This is a genomic window from Streptomyces humi (assembly GCF_001005085.2).
GTDB lineage: Bacteria > Actinomycetota > Actinomycetes > Streptomycetales > Streptomycetaceae > Streptomyces > Streptomyces humi.
The window spans coordinates 1-18,043 of record NZ_LBMU02000071.1 but is presented as its reverse complement, the minus strand read 5'-3'; the positions used below and the strand labels follow the sequence as shown (position 1 = coordinate 18,043).

Genomic DNA, 18,043 nt, shown 5'->3' with positions numbered 1-18,043 from the left:
GTCACACGGACTTCCCGGCCGCGGCCCGGCGCCGCCGCGCCTGCCAGAACCACTCGTTCCGCACGGCCGTGGAGTACCCGATCACCGAGCAGACCAGGGCCTGGACGGCGGCCAGCGCGACGGAGACCGCCCACCAGAAACGGGGGGTCGCCGGCCGGGCACCCCGCCGCACCGCGAACCTGCCCTCGGGGTCCACGGTCACGGTGAGCCGGTCGCCCACGGCGAGGCTTCCCGCGCCCACGGTCCCGGTCAGCGGACGGCCGGCCGGATCGGCCAGCCGGGCCACCCGCCCGCCGTCGCTCAGGCCGCCCGCGCCGCCCGCCTGGAACACCGAGGTCACGACCGCCCGCTCGACCCGGCCGCGGTCGTGCAGTTCCTGCTGCTCCAGCGTGTAGGTGAACGTGGCCGTCGTCAGCACGACGCACACCGCGGCCACGACGTCGAGTTTCCCGAACTCCCGGTGCGCGTCGAGGAGAAGACCGGCCACTCCGAGCAGGCAGCCGGTCGCGACGAGGGCGCCGACGAAGAGCAGGACGGTCGGCCACCGGTCGGGGGTGCTGTCCACGCCGTACGCGATACCGAACGAACCGGCGGTCAGCAGGGCGCCGGCGGGCACGGCCAGTACGGTCCACAGCCCCCGAACGGTCCACTTCCGCAGCCGTGCCGTCCCCCCGGCCTCTTCCATGTCGAGCACCACCCCCGGTCACGGTACCGCGCGGCGGTGCCGCCGGAACGGCAGGTCGACCTCGGCCCGTACGGTCTTGCCCGGCGCGCCGACGCCGTCGCGGTCCAGCACCTCCCAACGGTCCGCCAGCGCGTCCACGAGCACGAGCCCGCGCCCGCCGTCGTCCAGCGGCCGGGCCGCCCGCACGGCCCCGGGTGCGGGCGGCCGCCGGTCCTGACGGGTGTCGGTCACCTCGACCCGCACGCTTCCCGTCACCCGTGACAGCCGCAACTCGAAGTCCCGGCCGGGCACCCGGCCGTGCGTCACGGCGTTCGCGGCCAGTTCCGCGACGATCACGGACACCTTGTCGACCACCTCTTCCGACGCGAACCCCCCTCCCCACACGTGGAGTTGAGCGACGGCGAGCTGACGGGCCAGACGTGCGCCACGTGGCGTGGCGCTGAGCCGCTGGGCGAGTGTTCGACTCACGGTGACCGTGGTGGGGGGAGCTTCCATGCGCCCAATCTGCCGCCCGGGGCAGCGGGTTCTCCAGGTCACGGCCGCGTACGCCGTGCGGGCGTACGCGGTGACCGACTGGACCGTACCGGTGACTGAATGTGACCATGGGGGCCGGGAGGTGGCCTGCGTGGGCGATGGAGCGGAGCCGGAGTCGTCGGACAGTCTGCGGACGTTCGGGGCGGTGGTCCAGGCGTTGCGGGAGCATGCCGGGCTGAGCCGGGAGGGGTTCGCGGAACAGGTCCGGTTCTCGAAGCACACGGTCGCTTCGATCGAGCTGGGCCGCAGGATGCCGGACGAGTCCTTCGTGGAGGCGGCGGAGACGACCCTGGGCAACACGGGCGCGTTACGACGGGCGGCGGCCCATCTGGCCCGCCAGCCGGGGCTCGCGGCCTGGTTCCGGCGGTGGGCCCGGATGGAGGCGACGGCGCTGACGCTGTACACCTACGAATGCCGCCTGGTCCCGGGGCTGTTGCAGACGGAGGCGTACGCGCGGACGCTGTTCACCCAGCAGCTGCCGCCGCTGGACGACACGCAGATCGAGGCCCAGTGGACAGCTCGCGCGGACCGGCAACGGTTGCTGCGGGAGCGCCCCAACACGGCGTTCAGCTTCATCCTGGAGGAGGGGGTCTTCCTGCGCCGGACCGGCGGGACGGAGGTCACCCGGGAGCTCATCGACCACGCGCTCCGGGTCGCCGAACTACGGAACGTGGAGGTGCAGGTCATGCCGCAGACTCAGGAGACGCATGCAGGCCTGGACGGTCCCGTGCAACTGCTGGAAACCCCGGAGAACAAGTGGTTCGCCTATTGCGAAGGACAACGCGGCGGCCTGCTCGTATCCGACCCGAAGGAGATCAGCATTCTTCAGCAGCGCTATGCCAGGATGCGCTCACAGGCTCACACTATGAGGGACTCGGTAGGCCTGTTGAAGCGGATGCGAGGGGATTTATGAGCACCACCGACCTGGCCTGGTTCAAGAGCAGTTACAGCAGCAGCGGTTCCGGCGACTGCGTCGAGGTCGCTCTCCAGTGGCGCAAGTCCAGCTACAGCAGCGGCGGCGACGGCGACTGCGTAGAAGTCGCCCTCTGCCCCACCACCATCCACATCCGCGACTCGAAGGACACCACCGGCCCTCAACTCACCCTCTCCCCCACGGTCTGGTCCGGCTTCCTCGCCCACGCCGGGCGGTGACCGTGGGGGAGGGCGGGGATCAGACGACGGCGACGTGGTAGACGGTGACGGTCACCTCCCCGTCCGGACCGGGGATGGTGTACACGCCGGGGCCGTGGAAGGGCTCGCAGCCCTGCGCGAGGACGTCGTCGGCGTTGATGCCGGTGTCGTCCTCACCGACGAACGCACACACCTCGGTGATCAGGTGGTCGACGAACCTGTGCGTGGCGCCCGCCTCCGGATAGCGCGGCAGGGTCGGGGTGTTGATGTCCAGGTCCGGGTGTTCCCACAGCGTGGTGTGCCGGAGGCCGTCGTCCCTCACGAAGACCCGTCCGTAGGGTTCGGGCAGGTCGTTGTCGTCCTTCTCCTGCGGGTTGGAGAACTCGATCGAGTAGGTGACGAGCCCGCCGGGGTACCCGGCGCGGGCAGCGGACTGCGCCTGGGCCGATCCGGCACTCACCACGCCGGCCAGCAGCAGGCCCGTCGAGACGACGGCCGCCACGCGACCCATGGGCGTCGGACGCATCCCTGATCTCCTCTCACTCACCGTAGCCGTGCGACTACTCTTCGAAGGTAAGTGAGGTCACGGGGCCGATCCCGGGGAGTCGCGGCCAAACCACCCCGCCGGATGGCGCCGACGTTCTCCGGCCGTGGCCGAGTACGCCGGAGTCTCCCCCGGCGCGCCGGAGTCTCCCCCCGGAAGAAGAGGGCCGGGGTCCCACCGTGGATGACGGCCGCCCGAGCCGCCATCCACGGAACGCGCCCTACGTACGGGCTACTTGGCGGGGCACTGCTTCCACGCCAGGTGGTAGACGGTGCTGATGTCGCCGTCGGTGGAGTCCATGGTCATGAAGCTGACCTTGCCGGGGTTCGCGGTGCCGGCGTTCACCCGCAGCTCCGTGTTGATGTTGAAGTTGCGCTGCACCCCGCAGGGCGCCCAGACCAGCTGCGCCCAGTCGGTGGTGTCGGTGGCCTGCCAGTTGTCGTTGTAGGGGCCGCTGAAGGGGTGGCTGGCGGCGGCCGTGTTCGACGAGCCCTGGAAGTAGTACGAGGCCCGCTGGGTGCCGGTGGCGCCCTGCTGGAGGGAGGCGAAACCGCGGTAGTCGGCGCTGGCGATGGCGTAGGTGAAGCCGCCCGGCACGTGGACGACCAGGTTGAGCTGGCAGTTGCGCCGGAAGGCGGTGGGGTCGGAGTTGCCGCCCGCCTGGGCGAGGTAGGCGCTGTAGGTGACGGTGAAGGCCTCGTTGTCCTCGGAGACCGCGACGGCGGTGGTGCCCGCCGGACAGCCGGAGCCGTTGACGGTGGCCACGTTGATGACGATCTTGTCCGGCGGCGGGTCGTCGAACACGGGCGACGACGAGGCCTTGGCCTGCGCGGGCAACCCGGCGGTGAGCAGCGCGGCGAGCGCTCCGCCGAGCAGGAGGCGGTGTCTCCTGGTTCCCATGGTTTCTCCAGTCCGGATGATTCGAGTGGGGGGTCGCACCCGCGGCCTGAGCGGTTCAACCTTGAAGAAACTGTGCGTTTCCTGTGAAGGCCGGGGCGCTCGAATCGTAGGAACCATGGCATGAACCGGTCAGGTCGAACTCCGGCCATTCACAACGCCGGATTTCACATGCCCCGCCCGGGACAGACGAGGAGGAGCCGGGGAGGAGCAGCCTCCGCGGCGAAGCATCCGACGGGAGCCCGATGTTCACGTACGCCGCAGCAGTGGTCTTCCTGGTCTTCTGTGTCCGCGTGATGCTGGACCCGCGCCGTTTCAGCAACGCCGTCCTCCTCGGGATCACCGTCGCCCTCGTGTCGGTCTCCGCGTTCGTACGGCCCGAACGGCCCCCGGTGTCACCGCGGACGACGGCCCTGGCCGCCTGCGCGCTGCTCGTCCTGGGCGCCGTCGCCCTCGCGTTCGCCCTGCTGGCGAACGGCGTGAAAATGGTCCGCAGGGAGGGCCGAAGCCCCGGCAACCTGCTCACCCTGCTCACCGGACTCGCGATCCTCGGCTTCCTCGCCCTGCTCGGCACCGCCGTCGCCGGCCGCTCGGCCACCCTGGTCCGCGTCGCGGCCTTCTCGGCACCCCCGGTCGGCTACGTCTCCTTCCTCTTCCTCTGCTTCCTGGGCTACGCGCTCCTCTACGACCGGCTGCCGACGCGGCGCAACGTGGACTTCGTCGTCGTCCTCGGCTGCGGACTGGTCGGCGGCTCCCGGGTGGGGCGCCTGCTGGCGAACCGGCTGGACCGGGCCCGCAGGCTGTACGAGGCACAGGCCGCCCGCGGCAACCCGCCGCTCCTGGTCACCTCCGGCGGGCAGGGCGGCGACGAGGAACTGCCCGAGGCCGACGCGATGGCCGCGCACCTGGTCGCGGCCGGGGTCCCCGAGGACCGGATCCTGCGCGAGGACCGCTCCCGCAGCACCGAGGAGAACCTGCGCTTCAGCAAGGCGATCATGCAGGAGCTGAAGCCGGACTACCGGTGCCTCGTGGTCACCAACAACTTCCACGTCCTCCGGGCCGCGCTCACCGCCCGCCGCACCGGCGTCCGGGGCCAGGTCGTCGGCGCGCCCACCGCCCGGTACTTCTGGCCCGGCGCGACGATCCGCGAGTTCGTCGCGGTCTTCCTGCACTACGCGAAGACCAACCTGGGCATCTGCCTGGTCCTCGGCCTGCTGGGACTGGTCGCCTTCCGGTGAGCGGCGGTCACGGGTTCTCCCAGGCCGCCGGTTCCGCCGCCAGCGCCCGTACCGGCTCCGGCAGGGCGTCCGCCGCGATGTCCGCCACCGTCACGCCCTCCAGGATCTTGCGGACGTTGGCGCGCAGCGCGATCCACAGCGGCAGCAGGGGCTCGGCGGTGCCCGTGTACGCGAGGCCCGTCGGGCGCTCCCCGCGCACCGAGACGATCGGGCCGTCCACCGCGCGGATCAGGTCCGCCACGGTGATCGCGGACGCCTCCCTGGCCAGCCGGTAGCCACCGCCCCCGCCACGCCGGCTGTCGACCACACCGGCACGCCGGAGGTCACCGAGAATGCCCTCCAGGAACTTGTGCGGGATGTCCTGCGCCCCGGCGATCTCCTCCGCCTTCACCGGGCCGTCGCCCTGCCGTACGGCGAGCTCCAGTACCGCCCGTACCGCGTAATCCGCCCGTGCCGAGATCCTCATGCGTCCATTGTGGGGCGTGCTCCCGTGCAGAATGGCCGGACCCGCGCCCCGTAAGATCGCCCGGGAGGATCCCTTGGCGCTCAGCAGACGTACCTTCAGTGCACTGGCCGGTTCGGCCGCGCTCGGCTTCGCCCTGGGCGGCAGCGGCGGCCCCGGGGCGCCCTCGGCGTACGCGGCACGCAGTGTGCCCACCGGCCCGCCGCCGGCCCCGCCGAGCGCCGACGGACGACGGCACAGCATCGGCTACGACCACCACTCCCTGATCGTCGACGGCCGGCGGCTGGTGGTGTGGTCCGGCGAGATGCACCCCTTCCGGCTGCCGAGCCCGTCCCTGTGGCGGGACGTGCTGGAGAAGATGCGGGCGCACGGCTACAACACGGTCAGCATCTACGTGGCGTGGAACTACCACTCCCCCGCGCCCGGCCGGTACGACTTCACCGGCGTACGCGACCTCGACCTGTTCCTGCGCACCGCCGCCGAGACCGGGCTGTACGTCATCCTGCGCCCCGGCCCCTACATCAACGCCGAGGTGGACGCCGGCGGCTTCCCCGGCTGGCTGACCGCCACCGGGGGCACCGCCCGCACCACCGACCCGACCTACCTGGGCCATGTCGACGAGTGGCTGACGGCCGTCAACCGCATCGTGCGCCGCCACCAGTTCACGAACGGCGGCGGGAGCGTCCTGCTCTACCAGATCGAGAACGAGTACGACGGACACGTCACCGACCCGGTCGGCCCCGCCTACATGTCCCACCTGTACCGGAAGGTGCGGGCCGACGGCATCGACGTCCCCCTCTTCCACAACGACAAGGGGCGCAACGGCTACTGGATCCCCGGCTCCTTCGACACCGGCGGCGAGAGCGGGAAGTGGCTGTACGGCTTCGACGGCTACCCCGCCCCTACTCAGACCCCGCCCGACTGGGGGGACTACGGGATCGGCGGCCTCAAGGGCGGCGCGACCGCCAGCCCCCGTACCCCCGGGTTCGTACCGGAGTACGGCGGCGGCTGGTTCGACCCGTGGGGCGGGGCCGAGTTCGGCGGTAAGGGCTACGCGGGGTCCCGGGAGACCCGGGACGCGGCCTACGAACGCCGCTTCTACCTCACCAACCTCGCCAACGGCATCACGCTCCACAACGTCTACATGACCTACGGCGGCACCACCTGGGGCTGGCTGCCCGCACCGGTCGTCTACACGTCGTACGACTACGGCGCGGCCATCGACGAGGCCCGCAACGTCACGCCGAAGATCGCGCCGATGCACCAGCTCGGCCATCTCCTGCGCCGGGTACCGGACTTCGCGAAACTGGAACCCGCGGCGGACGTCCGCGTGAAGGGGCTGCGGACGTACCACCTCACCAACCCGGACACCCAGGCGCACGTCTACGTCCTGCGCAACGACGGTACCGACGAGGTGACGTCCACCCTGCGGACGGCCGCCGGCGACGACGTCGAGGTCACCGTCCCGGCCCACGACGCCCGGCTCCTCACCACCGGACTGGCCCTCGGCGAGCGGAAGCTGCGGTACGCCACCGCCCAGCCGATGTTCGTCCTCACCGCGGGCCGCCAGGACATCGCCCTGTTCACCGGCCGCTACGGCGAGATGGCGCACCTGGTCCTGGAGTGCCCGGCCGAGCCGTTCGTGCAGCGCCTCGACCCGGAGGCGGCCTGGGTCTACAACCAGGGAGTCCTGCACGTCACCGTCCCGCTCGGCAAGGGCGGACTCACCCGGGTGCTGGTCCAGCGCGGCGACACCGACACCCCGCTGCTGCTGCTCTTCGCCGACGACGCCACCTCGGTACGGCTGTTCCCGTACGACACCCCGTCCGGGACCGTGCTGGTCTACGGCCCGGCGCTGCTGCGCCACGTCGAACTGGACGGGGAGACCGCGCGGCTCACCGGCGACACGGTCGAGGAGACCGGGCTCGAGGTCTGGGGTCCCCGCGGGATCACCGCGGTCACCTGGAACGGGCGGCCGGTGCCGAACCGGGTGGGCCTGTCGGGGAGCCTGGTCGCCACGTCGCTCCTCGCGGGGGCGCCGAAGCCGGCGCTGCCCGAGCTCGGCGGCTGGCGCCGGAAGGCCGAGAACCCCGAGTCGGCGGTCGGCTTCGACGACACGGGGTGGACGGTCGCCGACCGGCGCACGTCGGTCAGCACGACACCGGTGCCGGACGGGCAGCCGGTGCTCTTCGCCGACGACTACGGCTTCCACTACGGGGACGTCTGGTACCGGGGGCGGATCGAGGGCGACTCGCTCGCGGACCTGGAGTCCGTCTCCCTCGCCTACAGCACCGGTACCCAGGGCATGCTGATGGCCTGGCTGGACGGGGAGCCGCTGGGCTCGCACCGGATGCCGGTGCCGGACGCGAAGACGGTCCGGCAGGGCAGCTGGACGGCCACGGCGACCTTCGGGGTGGCCGGGGTCCCCGAGAAGACCCTGAAGAAACGGCGGCACGTGCTGTCCGTGCTGGTGCGGCGGATGCAGCACGACATGGACGGGAAGTCCGTGGACACCCACAAGGCGGCCCGCGGGCTGACCGCCGTCACCTTCAAGGGTGCCGCCCCGCAGGTGAGCTGGCGGATCCAGGGCGCGGCGGCGCCGGATCCGGTGCGGGGGCCGCAGAACAACGGCGGACTGTACGGGGAGCGGGAGGGGTGGCACCTGCCCGGGTTCGCGGACGGCGCGTGGGAGGCGGCCGAACTCCCGCGTGCCGACAAGGGGATGGGCGTCACCTGGTACCGGACGGGGTTCCGGCTGGCCGTACCGGACGGGGTCGACGCGTCGGTGGGGCTGGTCCTCGAGGACGATCCGGCGCGGGCGTACCGGGTGCAGATCTTCCTGAACGGGTGGAACCTCGGGCAGTACGTCAACGACGTGGGGCCGCAGCACACCTTCGTGCTGCCGAACGGGATCTTGCGGACCCGGGGTGCCAATACGCTGGCGTTGGCTGTGCTCGCGGACGGGACGAGTGCGGTCGGGCCGGGGGTTGTGCGGCTTGCGTTGCTGGGGAGTGCGGCCGGAGGAGTGCGGGTGGATTCGGTGGACTCCCCCGGCCGTTGAGTGCGGGTTGTGGGGGGTTGCTCGCGCAGTTCCTCCCCCAGCCTTCGGCCGGGGGTACCCCCAGCGCCCCTTACGGGGCGCTTTTCCCTACGCCAGTCGGATCATGTTCCAGGACATCGGCTCAAGGGTGGCCTTCAGAGTGCCCTCGGTCAGGGTCGTGCCCTCGGCCGGGTGGGGGGTGACCCGCTCGGGTTCCTCCAAGGTGTTGCGGGCGTCGGGGTTCTCGTCCGACAGGACGCTGTGTTCGGTGACCTGGGTCAGGGCGAGGCCGCTCAGGGCGATTTCGAGGGGCAGCGCCTGCGTCCGGCTGCGGTTGACTGCGAAGACCGTCACCGTGCCGTCGTCCGCGCGGACCGCCGTCGCGTGCAGGAGGGCCGTCTCGCCGTACTTCTTCGTCTCGTGCGTCGGAGAGTCGACCCTTACGTCCAGGACCTGGCCCCGGCCGTGGCGCGACGCCTGGGCGAACGGGAAGAAGGTGGTCTGGCGCCAGGCCGGGCCGCCCGGTTCCGTCATGATCGGGGCGATCACGTTGACCAGCTGGGCCAGGCAGGCGACCGTGACGCGGTCCGCATGGCGGAGCAGGGCGATGAGGAGCGAGCCGAAGACCACCGCGTCCAGGACGCTGTAGTTGTCCTCCAGGAGACGGGGGGCCTCGGGCCAGTCCCGCGCGTCGGAGTTCTCGATCTCGTGCCACTTCGAGGTGTACCAGACGTTCCACTCGTCGAAGGAGAGGTTGATCTTCTTCTGGGACTTCAGCCTGGCGCCGACGTGGTCACAGGTGGCGACCACGTTCTCGATGAAGGACTCCATGTCGACCGCGGAGGCCAGGAAGGAGTCGAGATCGCCGTCCTGGGGCTCGTAGTAGGCGTGCAGGGAGATGTAGTCGACCAGGTCGTACGTCTCGGCGAGGACCGTCGCCTCCCACTCGGCGAAGGTCGGCATGGACTGGCTGGAGGAACCGCAGGCGACCAGTTCCACGGACGGGTCCAGCTGGCGCATGGCGCGGGCGGTCTCGGCGGCGAGACGGCCGTACTCCTCGGCCGTCTTGTGACCGGTCTGCCAGGGGCCGTCCATCTCGTTGCCCAGGCACCAGACCTTGATGCCGAAGGGGTCCTTGTCGCCGTGCGCGGCCCGGAGGTCGGAGAGGGCGGTGCCGGCGGGGTGGTTGGCGTACTCCTGGAGTTCCAGGGCCTCCGCCACGCCCCGCGTGCCGAGGTTGATCGCCATCATGGGCTCGGCCTGCGGGCCGACCTTCTTCAGGAACGCGATGTACTCGGCGAGTCCGAAGCGGTTGGTCTCCGTCGAGCGCCAGGCGAGGTCGAGGCGGCGGGGGCGGTCCTCGACCGGGCCGACGGAGTCCTCCCAGCGGTAGCCGGAGACGAAGTTGCCGCCGGGGTAGCGGATGGTGGTGACGCCGAGTTCGCGGACGAGGTCGAGGACGTCCTGGCGGAGGCCCTCGGCGTCGGCCGTGGGGTGGGCCGGCTCGAAGATGCCGGTGTAGACACAGCGGCCCAGGTGCTCGACGAAGGAGCCGAAGAGGCGGGGGTTGACTTCGCCGACGGTGAAGGCGGGGTCGAGGGTGAAGCGGGCGGTGCGCAATTTTCGCCTTTCGGGGGTGGGTTCTTGTGTCTCGTGGGCGGGTGCGGGTGCGTCGGGGCTGGTCACGCAGTTCATCCCCGAGCCTTCGGCCGGGGGTGCCCCCAGCGCCCCTGGGTCGGCCGCCCCTAAGTAAGTTTCGGCCAGCCGTTCTCTGTCCAGCCCAAGGGGTTCAGCCCGAGCTTCGGGGTGCCGTTGTCGGCTGCGTCGTAGTAGTGGTACGCCAGCCAGGTCCTGCCGTGGGCACGGAACGTTGATTCGCCGCCTGGGCCCACATAGCGGCCGTGGGAGGACAGCAGCAGGTCGCCGCCTCCGTTCAGCATCGGCGTCCCGGTGCTGTCGGTGTACGGGCCCGTCACCTTTGTCGAGCGGCCCACTCTGATCTTGTAGGTGGAGTTCACGCCGGCGCAACAGGCGTCGTACGAGGCGAAGAGGTAGTAGTAGCGGCCGTGGCGGAGGATCGACGCGCCCTCGACCGCGTAGGGGGCGTCCGGGCGGGTGGCCAGGTGGGCGACGGGGGCACCCTGGATCGCCCTGCCGGTCCTGCGGTCGAGTTCGACCATGCGGATGCCGGTCCAGTAGGAGCCGAACGCCATCCACAGTCGGCCGTCGGCGCGGACGATCGCCGGATCGATGGCGTTCCAGGAGTCCGTGGTCGCGGAGGTGAAGGCGGGGCCGTGGTCGGTCCAGGTGCCGGGGAGACCGGACGGGGAGGTCGCCACGCCGATCGCGGAGTGGTTGGTGCCCCAGGAGGAGACGGCGTAGTAGAGCCAGTAGCGGCCGTCGCGGTAGGAGAGGTCGGGCGCCCAGGGGTCGGCGGTGGAGTTGTAGTCGTACCACCAGCTCGGCGGGGTGGTGAAGGCGTTGCCCGCGTCGGTCCAGTCGCGGAGGTCCGTGGAGAGGCGGGCGCCGATGACGCCGCCGGTGGAGTAGGCGACGTACTGGCCGTTCCTCAGCCGGTGGACCGTGGGGTCGTGGATGATCTGCTGGCCGGTGAGGGGGAGGGGGTCGGGGTAGGCGACGTCGGCGGAGGCGGTGGTGGGCAGGAGGGCGATCGTCGCGGCCGCGAGGAGTGCGGCGAGTCTCGGGAAGCGCTTCACCTCGGGGCTCCCTACTGGCCGGCCAGGCCCGTGTGGGCCACGCCCGCCACGATCTGGCGCTGGAAGAAGACGAACACGATGATCAGCGGGAGGCCCGCCATCAGGCCGCCGGCCATGAGCTGCGCCCACTGGATGCCGTAGGAGTTCATGACCGTCGCGATGCCGTTCGGCATGGTCATCAGGTCGGGGTTGTTGGTCACCATGTAGGGCCACAGGAAGTTGTTCCACGAGGCGATGAAGGTGAAGATGCCGACCGCCGCGAGGGAGGGGCGTGAGAGCGGGAGGACGATGGTGAAGAAGACCCGCCAGCGGCCCGCGCCGTCGATGAAGGCGGCCTCCTCCAGTTCGCGCGGGATGCCCTGGAAGAACTTGTAGAGGATGTAGACCATCGCGGCCGGGGCGCACTGCGGGAGGATCATCCCCCAGTAGGTGTCGACCATGCCCATCTGCTGCACGGTGGTGAACAGGGGTACGCCGAGGACGGCCGGGGAGACCATCAGGCCGGACATGACCAGGCCCATCAGCGCGCCCTTGCCGCGGAACTCGGTGCGGGCGAAGCCGTATCCGGCGAGGGCGCTGACCAGCAGCACGATCGATGTCACGCAGACGGAGACGACGAGCGAGTTCACGAACCAGTTCGTGATGTTGCCGGTGTCGAAGAGGGCCTTCCAGGCCTGGCCCGTCCAGTGCCTCGGCAGCCAGTGCGTCGGTACGTCGACGGCCTCCGTCTCCGACTTGAGGGAGGTGAACAGACCCCAGAGGAGCGGGGCGAGGAAGACCGCCGAGACGGCCGTGCCGAGGAGGGTGAGGACGATCTGGCTGGGGGTCCATGTCCTACGGGGCTTCACGGGCACTGCGGTCGTCATCGGGTGGCCTCCTCGGTGCGGTTGCGCAGCAGCCACATCCTCGCGAGGGCGACGGCGGCGATGATCACGAAGAAGATGATGGAGATCGCGGAGGCGTAGCCCACGCGGTAGCTGGTGAAGCCCTCCTCCAGGGTGTACTGGACGAAGGTGCGGGTGGAGCTCTCGGGGCCGGGCCCGAAGTCCATCATGACCACCGCCTGGTCGAAGACCTGGAGTGAGGCGAGGATCTGGAGGGCGATCACCAGGCCGGTGATGTTGCGCAGCATCGGCAGGGTGATGTGGACCATGCGGTGCCAGGCGTTCGCGCCGTCCAGTTTCGCGGCCTCGTAGAGGTGCGCGGGGATGGACTGGAGGGCGGCGAGGTACAGCAGGAAGCTGAAGCCGACGGTCCACCACAGGGTCTCGATGACGATGGCGAGCATCGCGTACGACTTGTCGGTGAGCCAGGGCGTGTCGCCGCCGAACACGTAGTTGATCATTCCGGTGCCGGGGTTGAACAGCCACTGCCAGAGGTTGCCGGCGACGGTGGAGGGCAGCAGGAAGGGCGCGAAGAAGCACAGGCGCCACAGCCACTTCCCGCGCTCGATGTGGTGGGCGAGCATCGCGAGGAGGAAAGCGAGGACCGTGATGCAGGGCACGACCAGCAGCGTGAAGTACGCGCTGTGGCCGAGGGCGTCCCACATCAGGGGGTCCTTCAGGGCCTCGCGGTAGTTGTCGAGGCCGATGAAGTTCGCGCCCGCGCCGGTGATGTTGGCGTCCGTGAGGCTGAGGTAGACGCCGCGCAGCAGCGGCCAGACCACGAAGAGGGCGAACAGGGCCAGGAAGGGCGCCACGAACCAGCCGCCGTGCTGGAAGCCCTGCCTGCGGCGGAGGGTGGCGCTCGCGGCCGCGGTCCTGGCGCGGGCCGGGGCGAGGACTGTCTCGGCGGTCGTCATGCGGCCGTACCTCCCTGCGCGGCGGTCTTGCCGTCCATGGGGTTCTTCATCGCGAGCAGCGTGGCGAGTTCCTTCTTCATCCGGCCGGCCGCGGCGTCGGGTTTCGCCGAGCCCACGGTCGAGGAGACGACGATCGGGCCGACCCGCTGGGCGAGGATGCCGGTGGAGCCCGCGAACCACACCTTGGGCTCGTTGGCCTGGTGGTTCATGGCCGACACGTACTCGTTCTGCGGGGAGAGCTTCTGGTACGCCGGGGTGGACAGCGTCGGCAGGTAGGCGGGGATGTGGCCGCCGGCCGCCCACTGCTGGGCGTGCGTGACGACGTACGCGGCCAGCTGGTGGGCGGCCTCGTCGGTGGCGCCGCCGCGGTCGGACTGGTGCGGCAGGACGAAGGAGTGCGACTCGGCGTGGGTGGCCCGGGTGCCGAAGACGGGCGGCAGCGGGATCGCGCCGTACTCCAGCTTCGCGCCGGAGTAGACCGGCACCGACCAGTTGCCCTCCCAGGCGAACGGGGCGCCGTTGATGAACTGTTCGGCGTTGACGGAGCCCATGGCCGGGTTCGCGTAGCCGTCGGTGACATGCCGGCGCAGGAACTCCAGGACCTGCGTGGCCTTGTCGGTGTCGAAGGTGACCTCGGTCTTCGCGTCGTCGAACCAGGTGCCGCCGAGCTGGGTGTAGAAGGCGACGAAGAACCACCACTGGAAGTTCTGGTCGTTGATCCACAGGCCGATGGTCTGGAGGCCCTTCTTGGTGGCCTTCCTGGCCTCCTTGAGGACGCCGAACCAGTCGTCGACCGAGGTGACCGGCACGATCCGGTCGTCGGCGCCGAGCAGGCCGGCCTTCCTCAGCACGTCCTTGCGGTAGAAGCAGAGCTGCACGTGGACGTCGAGCGGGAGGGCGTAGAGCTTGCCGTCGACGACGCCGCGCTGCCAGAGCTTCGGGTTGTAGTCCGACTCCCGCAGGCCGTACTTGGCGAGCAGCCCGGTGTCCCAGGCGTCCAGCAGGCGGCCGGGCGCGAAGCCGGCGACCCGGCCGATGTGCATGACACCGAGGTCCGGTGCCCGGTTGCCGGCGGCCGCCATGGCGAGCTTGGTGTAGAAGGGGTTGCCCCACTGGAGCGTGGAGTCCTTCACCGCGATGTCCGGGTGCGCCTTACGGAAGGCGTCCAGCATGGCGATCATGTTGGAGCCGTCGCCGCCGCTGAAGAGGTTCCAGTAGCGCACCCGGGTGCGCGCGGTGGAGGCGAGCGCGTCGGCGCCGCTGCCGAGGGCCGCGAAGCCGAAGCTCCCTGCCACCGCCAGCCCTCCCGCCGTGCTCAGTAGTTGCCTGCGAGTGAGGCCAGGTCGTCCCATTGCCCGCCCTTACCTTCGGGGATCTGTCGTGCGTGCGGTCGTGCGTGTCGTGCTCCGTGGGGGGTTACTCGAGACAGCTGTTCGAAATATCGACTTGCGCCCGTAACTTCGAACGGGACCGTAAATTCGAAGCGCTTCCGCGTCAATGGGTACGGCGCGACTTTCCTGTATCCGGCACCTGTTCACCGGTGAACCGCCCACGTCGGCAGGCATGACGCGGGCACGCTGGGATTCCGGGGGCGGCTCCGGTTAACCTGCGGCGAACGCAGCCGCCGTCCGTCAAGGGAGCCCCGCCGTGCCCCGCATAGCCCTCGCCACCTACGACCCCGGCGCGCAGCCCAGCAAGGACCAGGACCTGCCGGTGCTGCTGCGGGCCCTGACCGAGGCGGGCGCCGATGCCGTCGCCCGCCCGTGGGACGACCCGGAGACCGAGTGGGGCGGCTACGACCTGGTCGTCATCCGCTCCACCTGGGACTACAGCTGGCGCGCCGAGGAGTTCGTGACGTGGGTGGAGCGGGTGGGCAAGGCGACCCGGATCGCCAACCCGGCGGACGTGGTGCGGTGGAACACCGACAAGCGGTACCTCGGTGACCTCGCCGCGGCCGGTGTGCCGGTGGTGCCGACGAGGTACCTGGCTCCCGGCGACCCGGCGGGCCCCGCCCTCCCCACCGACCGCGACTTCGTGGTCAAGCCGACCTTCGGCGCCGGCGCCCGGTTCGCCGCCCGCTACACACCCGCCGAACACGGGACGGCCGTACGGCACCTCGCGCGCATGCACGAGGAGGGGCTGACCGCGATGGTCCAGCCGTACGTCTCCGGCATCGACGTCAGCGGGGAACGGGCGCTCCAGTTCTTCGGCGGGCGGCTGCTGCACGCCAGCCGCAAGCGGGCCGTCCTCACCCCGGGCACGGCCTACGACGCCGACAAGGTCGCCCACCCGGACCTTGCGGCGTGGACCCCGACCCCGGCCGAAGTCGCCGTCGCCGAGGCCGCGCTGGCCGCCGTACCGGAGGCGCCCGAGCTGCTGTACGCGCGGGTGGACCTGGTCGACGGAGCGGACGGGCGGCCACGGGTGATGGAGCTGGAGCTGGTCGAGCCCAACCTGTTCCTCTTCCTGCACCCCGGGTCGGTGGCCGGGGTGGTCCGGGCGCTCCTCACCGCGGCCCGCCGATGAGGGCGGTGCGCTGGAGCAGGCCCCAGGTGAACTCGGCGACCGCCTGACCTCCGCCGGGCAGGGTGAGGGCCAGGCCCCACCGCGTCGGGGCGGTGCCCTCCAGGGGGCGGGCGGGGGCGAAGGCGCGGGCGGCCTCGTCGATCGTGCAGGACCAGGGGGTCAGGTCGGCGTAGGTCTCCAGGGTGGGAGCGGGCGCGCCGGGGGCGCGGACCAGCCATTCGTTCCAGACCGCGCCGCCGGACCCTACCAGCACCTCGAAACGCAGGGTCGGCCAGAGGGCGAGCGGCCACTGCCAGACCGCGCACTCCAGGTCGCCGACCGCACGCTTGGTCTCCCACTCGGGCGGGCCCAGCACCGAGCGGTAGCGGGCCGCGGCGGAGCGGGACCGGGGCGAGCGGACCATCGCCTGCCAGCGCTTGTTGGTCTCCCTCATGTCCGCGAGCGACGCGCCGAGTTCACGGCGGGCGTCGTCCACCAGGTCCGGATTGTGGTCGGCCATCCGACGCAGCAGCACCAGCTGGAAGTCCAGTCGCATAGGACCCATGGTGCACACGCGTGTGCCCGGCTCGTTCCCGGCCATTGCCCGGGGAATCCTCGGTGGCTAGCCTGTGTTCGTCATGCCGATCGCCTGTTGATATCTCGAACGGCTCCGCCGCTCCGACGAGATCTGGCGCTTATACCCAAGGGAGGGGGCCGGACGTGGGACGCCTTGTGCCTGCCGTGACCCGGGCTCTCGACATTCTTGAGCTCTTCCTGGACGGGGACGGGACTCTCTCCGCCCCCGACATAGTGCGCAAACTCCAGCTGCCGCGGACCACCGTGCACGAGTTGGTGACCACGCTCGCCGCCCGCTCGTACATCGTGCCCGTACCCGGACAGCCCGGACGTTACCGGCTCGGCGTCCGTCCGTACCAGCTCGGCAGCCGATACGCCGAGCAGCTCGACCTCGCCGCCGAGGGCCAGCAGGTCGCCCGGTCCGTCGCGGAGACCTGCGACGAGACCGTCCACGTGGCGATCCTCGAGGGCACCGACGTCATCTACATCGCCAAGGTCGACTCCACGCACGCGGTCCGCATGGTCTCCGCCGCGGGCCGCCGGCTGCCCGCGCACTGCACCTCGGTCGGCAAGATGCTGCTGGCGTCGCTGCCGGAGCCGGAGCTGTCCGCGCGCATCCCGGACGACGCCGACCTGGTCCGGATGACGCCGAACAGCATCACCGAGCCGGACGCGCTGCGCGAGGCCCTCATCGAGATCCGGGCCCGCGGCATCGCCGTGGAGAGCCGGGAGTCCAACCCCGACGTCTCCTGTGTCGCGGCGCCGGTCCGCGACCGCACCGGCCAGGTCGTCGCGGCGCTCTCCATCTCCGTCCCGATGATCCGCTGGAGCGACGAGCGCCGCGGCGAGCTGGAGCAGCTCGCCGCCAAGGGCGCCGCGGAACTCTCCGAGCGGCTCGGCCACCGGAGCGTGGCATGACGACGACGGCACACACGAGGTACGAGGTCGCGGTGGCGGCGGAGGCGACCCTCGGCGAGGGCCCGACGTGGGACCCGGCGGCCGGCCGCCTGATATGGATCGACGTGCTCGGCTCGCGCGTGCACACGTACGACCCGGCGACGGGCCGCCGCACCGTCCGCACGACGGACCAGCACGTCGGCGCGGTCAAACCGCGCGCGAACGGCGGGCTGGTGCTCAACCTCCGCGACGGCGTCGCGCTTCTCGACCCCGACGACACGTTCCGCTGGCTGCACCACGAGCCGGTCGCCGGCCGCCGCGCCAACGACGCGGCCGTGGCCCCCGACGGCTCCCTGTGGGCCGGCACGATGCGGTACGACGAGGCGACGGGCGGGGGCACGTGGGCCCGCGTGGCGGGCGACGGCACGGTGACGACGCTGCTGGGTGACGTCACCGTCAGCAACGGGGCGGGCTGGAGCCCGGACGGCAGCCGCGTCTACTACGTCGACACGCCGACCCGCCGGGTGGACGTCTTCGACTACGACGGCGAACTCCCGCACAACCGGCGCCCGTTGGTGACGATCGAGGAGGGCGCCGGGTTCCCCGACGGGCTGACGGTCGACGCGGACGGCTGTGTGTGGGTGGCGTTGTGGGACGGGGGTGCGGTGCGCCGCTACACGCCGACGGGTGAGCTGGACCGGGTCGTCACCCTGCCGACGCCGCGTACGACGGCGTGCGCGTTCGGCGGCGCCGGGCTGAGCGACTTGTACGTCACCACGGCACGCGTGGGGCTGACCGCGCCCCACCCGACGGCCGGTTCACTCCTGGTGATCCCGGGAGCGGGCCAGGGCGTGGCCCAACCGGCGTTCACGGGCTAGCCAGTCACGACAGGACCGCACGGTCGGCCTTCGGGTGCGGCTGCGCGGGGGCTGGTCGCGCAGTTCCCCGCGCCCCTGACGGGGCACGCTCCAGGCACACCGACCGGGACCGCACGGATCGGGTTCCGGGTGCGGGA

General features: G+C 71.1%; 18 protein-coding genes. 7 read left to right on the top strand and 11 right to left on the bottom strand.

The genetic code is table 11. The features are described 5' to 3' along the window. Position 1 precedes the first annotated feature (1 nt). Both AAW13_RS29125 and AAW13_RS29120 read right to left on the bottom strand, forming a co-directional pair. Positions 2 to 685, bottom strand: coding sequence for a hypothetical protein (locus AAW13_RS29125; protein ID WP_143145048.1), 684 nt, complete (start codon positions 683 to 685; stop codon positions 2 to 4). An 18-nt stretch (positions 686 to 703) separates the two neighbouring features. Further along, complete coding sequence (locus AAW13_RS29120; protein ID WP_046729078.1) at positions 704 to 1,180, bottom strand: ATP-binding protein; 477 nt, start codon at positions 1,178 to 1,180, stop codon at positions 704 to 706. A gap of 130 nt (positions 1,181 to 1,310) precedes the next feature. On the opposite strand from AAW13_RS29120, the gene AAW13_RS29115 reads away from it, so the two are divergent. Both AAW13_RS29115 and AAW13_RS29110 read left to right on the top strand, forming a co-directional pair. Further along, a complete protein-coding gene (locus tag AAW13_RS29115; RefSeq protein WP_240528773.1) occupies positions 1,311 to 2,132 on the top strand; it encodes a helix-turn-helix domain-containing protein in 822 nt (273 codons plus the stop codon). Continuing rightward, positions 2,129 to 2,371, top strand: a complete 243-nt coding sequence (locus tag AAW13_RS29110) for a DUF397 domain-containing protein (RefSeq protein ID WP_046729079.1) — start codon at positions 2,129 to 2,131, stop codon at positions 2,369 to 2,371. The genes AAW13_RS29115 and AAW13_RS29110 overlap by 4 nt, the downstream gene beginning before the upstream one ends. Positions 2,372 to 2,390: 19 nt before the next feature. Here the strand turns inward: AAW13_RS29110 and AAW13_RS29105 are convergent, their stop codons facing one another. Beyond that, complete coding sequence (locus tag AAW13_RS29105; protein WP_143145047.1) at positions 2,391 to 2,876, bottom strand: hypothetical protein; 486 nt, start codon at positions 2,874 to 2,876, stop codon at positions 2,391 to 2,393. Positions 2,877 to 3,125: 249 nt separating this feature from the next. Then, complete coding sequence (locus AAW13_RS29100) at positions 3,126 to 3,794, bottom strand: DUF4360 domain-containing protein (protein WP_046729081.1); 669 nt, start codon at positions 3,792 to 3,794, stop codon at positions 3,126 to 3,128. 242 nt (positions 3,795 to 4,036) lie between these two features. Here AAW13_RS29100 and AAW13_RS29095 point away from each other — a divergent pair, with 242 nt between their 5' ends. Beyond that, positions 4,037 to 5,029: a YdcF family protein gene (locus AAW13_RS29095; RefSeq protein WP_046729082.1), complete on the top strand. Its 993-nt coding sequence runs from the start codon at positions 4,037 to 4,039 to the stop codon at positions 5,027 to 5,029. A gap of 7 nt (positions 5,030 to 5,036) precedes the next feature. Here AAW13_RS29095 and AAW13_RS29090 read toward each other — a convergent pair whose 3' ends face one another. Further along, entirely contained in the window at positions 5,037 to 5,495 is a 459-nt protein-coding gene (locus tag AAW13_RS29090; protein WP_046729083.1) for an RrF2 family transcriptional regulator, read from the bottom strand. A gap of 73 nt (positions 5,496 to 5,568) precedes the next feature. Between AAW13_RS29090 and AAW13_RS29085 the strand changes: the two genes are divergently transcribed. After that, complete coding sequence (locus AAW13_RS29085; RefSeq protein WP_046729084.1) at positions 5,569 to 8,553, top strand: beta-galactosidase; 2,985 nt, start codon at positions 5,569 to 5,571, stop codon at positions 8,551 to 8,553. A gap of 87 nt (positions 8,554 to 8,640) precedes the next feature. On the opposite strand, the gene arfA is transcribed toward AAW13_RS29085, so the two are convergent. The 5 genes from arfA to AAW13_RS29060 form a co-directional block, all read right to left on the bottom strand. Continuing rightward, positions 8,641 to 10,152 (bottom strand): arabinosylfuranosidase ArfA, encoded by a 1,512-nt coding sequence (gene arfA, locus AAW13_RS29080; RefSeq protein ID WP_046729085.1) that lies wholly within the window; start codon positions 10,150 to 10,152, stop codon positions 8,641 to 8,643. A gap of 125 nt (positions 10,153 to 10,277) precedes the next feature. Next, positions 10,278 to 11,249, bottom strand: a complete 972-nt coding sequence (locus AAW13_RS29075) for an arabinan endo-1,5-alpha-L-arabinosidase (protein ID WP_046729086.1) — start codon at positions 11,247 to 11,249, stop codon at positions 10,278 to 10,280. An 11-nt stretch (positions 11,250 to 11,260) separates the two neighbouring features. After that, complete coding sequence (locus AAW13_RS29070; RefSeq protein WP_046729087.1) at positions 11,261 to 12,115, bottom strand: carbohydrate ABC transporter permease; 855 nt, start codon at positions 12,113 to 12,115, stop codon at positions 11,261 to 11,263. Further along, positions 12,112 to 13,050 (bottom strand): carbohydrate ABC transporter permease, encoded by a 939-nt coding sequence (locus AAW13_RS29065; protein ID WP_046729088.1) that lies wholly within the window; start codon positions 13,048 to 13,050, stop codon positions 12,112 to 12,114. The genes AAW13_RS29070 and AAW13_RS29065 overlap by 4 nt, the downstream gene beginning before the upstream one ends. Continuing rightward, the gene (locus AAW13_RS29060) at positions 13,047 to 14,402 is read right to left on the bottom strand and encodes an extracellular solute-binding protein (protein WP_046729089.1); all 1,356 of its coding nucleotides are present in this window, start codon (positions 14,400 to 14,402) and stop codon (positions 13,047 to 13,049) included. Before AAW13_RS29060 ends, AAW13_RS29065 begins: the two co-directional genes overlap by 4 nt. 295 nt (positions 14,403 to 14,697) lie before the next feature. On the opposite strand from AAW13_RS29060, the gene AAW13_RS29055 reads away from it, so the two are divergent. After that, positions 14,698 to 15,576, top strand: a complete 879-nt coding sequence (locus AAW13_RS29055; protein WP_046729090.1) for an ATP-grasp domain-containing protein — start codon at positions 14,698 to 14,700, stop codon at positions 15,574 to 15,576. Here the strand turns inward: AAW13_RS29055 and AAW13_RS29050 are convergent. Then, positions 15,557 to 16,156 carry a hypothetical protein gene (locus AAW13_RS29050; protein ID WP_046729091.1) on the bottom strand — a complete coding sequence of 200 codons (600 nt, stop codon included), beginning with the start codon at positions 16,154 to 16,156 and terminating at the stop codon, positions 15,557 to 15,559. The genes AAW13_RS29055 and AAW13_RS29050 overlap by 20 nt on opposite strands. Positions 16,157 to 16,275: 119 nt before the next feature. Here AAW13_RS29050 and AAW13_RS29045 point away from each other — a divergent pair, with 119 nt between their 5' ends. Continuing rightward, positions 16,276 to 17,049, top strand: a complete 774-nt coding sequence (locus AAW13_RS29045; protein WP_046729092.1) for an IclR family transcriptional regulator — start codon at positions 16,276 to 16,278, stop codon at positions 17,047 to 17,049. Further along, positions 17,046 to 17,906, top strand: a complete 861-nt coding sequence (locus tag AAW13_RS29040; protein ID WP_046729093.1) for an SMP-30/gluconolactonase/LRE family protein — start codon at positions 17,046 to 17,048, stop codon at positions 17,904 to 17,906. Before AAW13_RS29045 ends, AAW13_RS29040 begins: the two co-directional genes overlap by 4 nt. The last annotated feature ends 137 nt before the right edge of the window (positions 17,907 to 18,043 follow it).